This is a genomic window from Burkholderia sp. LK4 (genome assembly GCF_001043615.1).
In the GTDB taxonomy this organism is placed as follows: Bacteria; Pseudomonadota; Gammaproteobacteria; order Burkholderiales; family Burkholderiaceae; genus Burkholderia; species Burkholderia cepacia.
In genome coordinates, this window is the sequence record NZ_LDUL01000167.1 from 1 (window position 1) to 2772 (window position 2772).

At 66.8% G+C, this 2772-nt stretch carries 2 protein-coding genes; both read right to left on the bottom strand.

The window, feature by feature from the left end; translation table 11 throughout:
* A partial coding sequence (locus VK92_RS38615) for an NAD(P)/FAD-dependent oxidoreductase (protein ID WP_442854676.1) occupies window positions 1-1293 on the bottom strand: 1293 nt, incomplete at its 3' end.
* A gap of 81 nt (window positions 1294-1374) precedes the next feature.
* Window positions 1375-2772 (bottom strand): acyl-CoA dehydrogenase (locus VK92_RS38620; protein WP_048468258.1); only part of this gene is annotated, 1398 nt, incomplete at its 5' end.

Genomic DNA, 2772 nt, shown 5'->3' on the forward strand with positions numbered 1-2772 from the left:
GATCGGCTCGCACTGCGACGCCGGTTTCAGCATCTCGTGATCCGCATGCTTGTGATGCAGCGTCCACGGTACGTTGCCGCCCATCACCTTCTGCTCGAGCCCGACCATCAGCGTGCCGAGGTACAGGCCCTTGGCCATCCACTGCTTGAAGTTGCGCGCCCGGTACAGCTCCGTGTACAGCCACGATTGCTTGAACGCATCCGGATACGCGTTGAGTTCGTCCGACTGGCGGCCCGCCTGCACCGCGTCGAACGCGGCGTCGGCGGCCAGCATGCCGGTCTTGATCGCCGCGTGGCTGCCCTTGATCCGCGATGCGTTCAGGAAACCCGCGTCGTCGCCGATCAGCGCGCCGCCCGGGAACACCGTCTTCGGCAGCGACAGCAGGCCGCCCGCCGTGATCGCGCGCGCGCCGTACGACACGCGCTTGCCGCCTTCGAGGAACGCACGGATCGACGGGTGCGTCTTGTAGCGCTGGAATTCCTCGAACGGCGACAGGTACGGGTTCGTGTAGCCGAGGCCCACCACGAAGCCGACCACGACCTGGTTGTTGTCCATGTGATACAGGAACGAACCGCCGTAGGTGTCGGACTTCAGCGGCCAGCCGGCCGTGTGGATCACGAGGCCCGGCTTGTGCTTGGCCGGATCGATTTCCCACAGCTCCTTGATGCCGATCCCGTACGCCTGCGGATCGGCGTTCGCGTCGAGCTTGAACTTCGCGATCAACTGGCGGCCGAGATGGCCGCGGCAGCCTTCGGCGAACAGCGTGTACTTCGCGTGCAGCTCCATGCCGAGCTGGAAGTTCTCGGTCGGCTCGCCGTCCTTGCCCACGCCCATGTTGCCGGTCGCGACGCCTTTCACGGAGCCGTCGTCGTTATAGAGAATCTCGGCGGCCGGGAAGCCGGGGAAGATCTCGACGCCCAGCGCCTCGGCCTGCTGGCCCAGCCAGCGGGTCACGTTGCCCAGAGAAATCACGTAGTTGCCGTGGTTCTGGAAGTTGGCGGGCAGCGCCCAGTTCGGCGTGGTGACCGCGCTTTTCTCGGACAGGAACAGGAAGCGGTCTTCCGTCACCTCGACGTCGAGCGGTGCGCCGCGTTCCTTCCAGTCGGGGAACAGTTCGGTGATCGCGCGCGGGTCCATCACCGCACCCGACAGGATGTGCGCGCCGATCTCGGAACCTTTCTCGAGCACGCACACGCCGATCTCGGTGCCTTTCTCGGCGGCCAGCTGCTTGAGCCGGATCGCCGCCGACAGCCCGGCGGGGCCGCCGCCGACGATCACGACGTCGTATTCCATCGATTCGCGCGGGCCGTACTGCGCGAGCAAGTCCTGTGTGGTCAAAATCCTGTCTCCTCCTGCGTCCCGACCGTCAGCCGGTCAGAACTGGTCTTCCGTCAACGCGAGCACGCCCTCGTTGCCCTTCGTGCCGACGATCGACGCCTCGAGCGCGCCTGCCTGCACCAGCACCTGCTCCGCATAGAGCTGCGCGATCGCGATCTTCGCGTCGAAGAACGCCGGGTCGCTCGCGCGGTTCGCCTGCGCGGCCACCAGCGCGCGCGCCATCTGCCATCCGCACAGCACCACGCCCGCCAGCTTCAGGTACGGCACGCTGCCCGCGAACACCGCGTTCGCGTCCTGCTTCGCGTTCGCCAGCACGTAATCCACCACCGACGACAGTGCCTTCGCGCCCTTCTCCAGCTGCACCTTCATCGATGCGGCCGCCGCACCGTCCAGCTTGCCCAGCGCCGCGACAGTCTCGCCGATTTCGGCGATCAGCGCCTTCGCCACCGCGCCGCCGTCGCGCAGCGTCTTGCGGCCAACCAGGTCGTTCGCCTGGATCGCCGTCGTGCCTTCGTAGATCGCCAGGATCCGCGCATCCCGGTAATACTGCGCCGCGCCGGTTTCCTCGATGAACCCCATCCCGCCGTGTACCTGCACGCCCAGGCTCGCCACGTCGTTCACCATCTCCGTGCTCCAGCCCTTCACGACCGGCACCAGATATTCGTAGATTGCCTGATGACGCGCCCGCGTCGCCTCGTCCGAATGGCGGTGGGCAATGTCGCTGTGCGCCGCGGCCACGTAGGCCAGCGAGCGTGCGCCTTCGGTCAGCGCGCGCATCGTGCCGAGCATCCGGCGCACGTCCGGGTGATGGATGATCGTCACCGACTGCTTGGCCGATCCGTCCACCGGGCGGCTCTGCACGCGCTCCTTCGCGAATTCCGCGGCCTTCTGGTATGCGCGGTCGGCCACGCCGATCCCCTGCATCCCGACGCCGAAGCGCGCCGCGTTCATCATGATGAACATGTATTCGAGGCCGCGGTTTTCTTCGCCGATCAGGTAGCCGATCGCGCCGCCGTGGTCGCCGTACTGCAGCACCGCCGTCGGGCTCGCCTTGATCCCGAGCTTGTGCTCGATCGACACGCAGTGCACGTCGTTGCGCGCGCCCAGCGAGCCGTCGTCGTTGACCATGAACTTCGGCACGATGAACAGCGAAATGCCCTTCACGCCTTCCGGCGCGTTCGGCGTGCGGGCCAGCACCAGGTGGACGATGTTGTCCGCCATGTCGTGCTCGCCCCACGTGATGAAGATCTTCGTGCCGAACACCTTGTACGTGCCGTCGCCCTGCGGCTCCGCGCGCGAGCGCACCAGCGCGAGATCCGAGCCCGCCTGCGGCTCGGTCAGGTTCATCGTGCCGGTCCACTCGCCGGAGATCAGCTTCGGCACGTAGCGCTGCTTCTGCTCGTCGGTACCGGCCGTCAGCAGCGCCTCGATCGC